Origin of the sequence: Sporosarcina sp. 6E9 (assembly GCF_017921835.1) — a bacterium.
In the GTDB taxonomy this organism is placed as follows: domain Bacteria; phylum Bacillota; class Bacilli; order Bacillales_A; family Planococcaceae; genus Sporosarcina.
On sequence record NZ_JAGEMN010000030.1, the window covers coordinates 1 to 292 of the forward strand.

A 292-nucleotide genomic window follows, 5' to 3' on the forward strand; every position below is an offset into this window, starting at 1 on the left:
CATGGAGAACCCCCAACTCCAAGAAGCGATAACCAAATTGACTCTCTCTAACTTGGATGCTAAATTACGTGTTCAAATGCGTGCAGAAATTCAAAAATTACATGCTCGTCTTCAAACGACGACTGTTTATGTTACGCATGACCAAACAGAAGCGATGACAATGGCTACACGTTTAGTCGTTATGAAAGACGGTATTATCCAACAAGTAGGCGAACCAAAAGAAGTTTATGATAACCCGAATAATATCTTCGTTGCGCAGTTATGATTTCAGTGGCAGACTTTTTCTGGGAAG

Annotated in this window: 1 pseudogene; it reads left to right on the forward strand. The window is 40.4% G+C overall.

Going from position 1 to position 292, the window contains the following annotated elements:
- Window positions 1-253 (forward strand): annotated as a pseudogene (locus tag J4G36_RS18310) (hypothetical protein); the annotation flags it as partial.
- Window positions 254-292 lie beyond the last annotated feature (39 nt).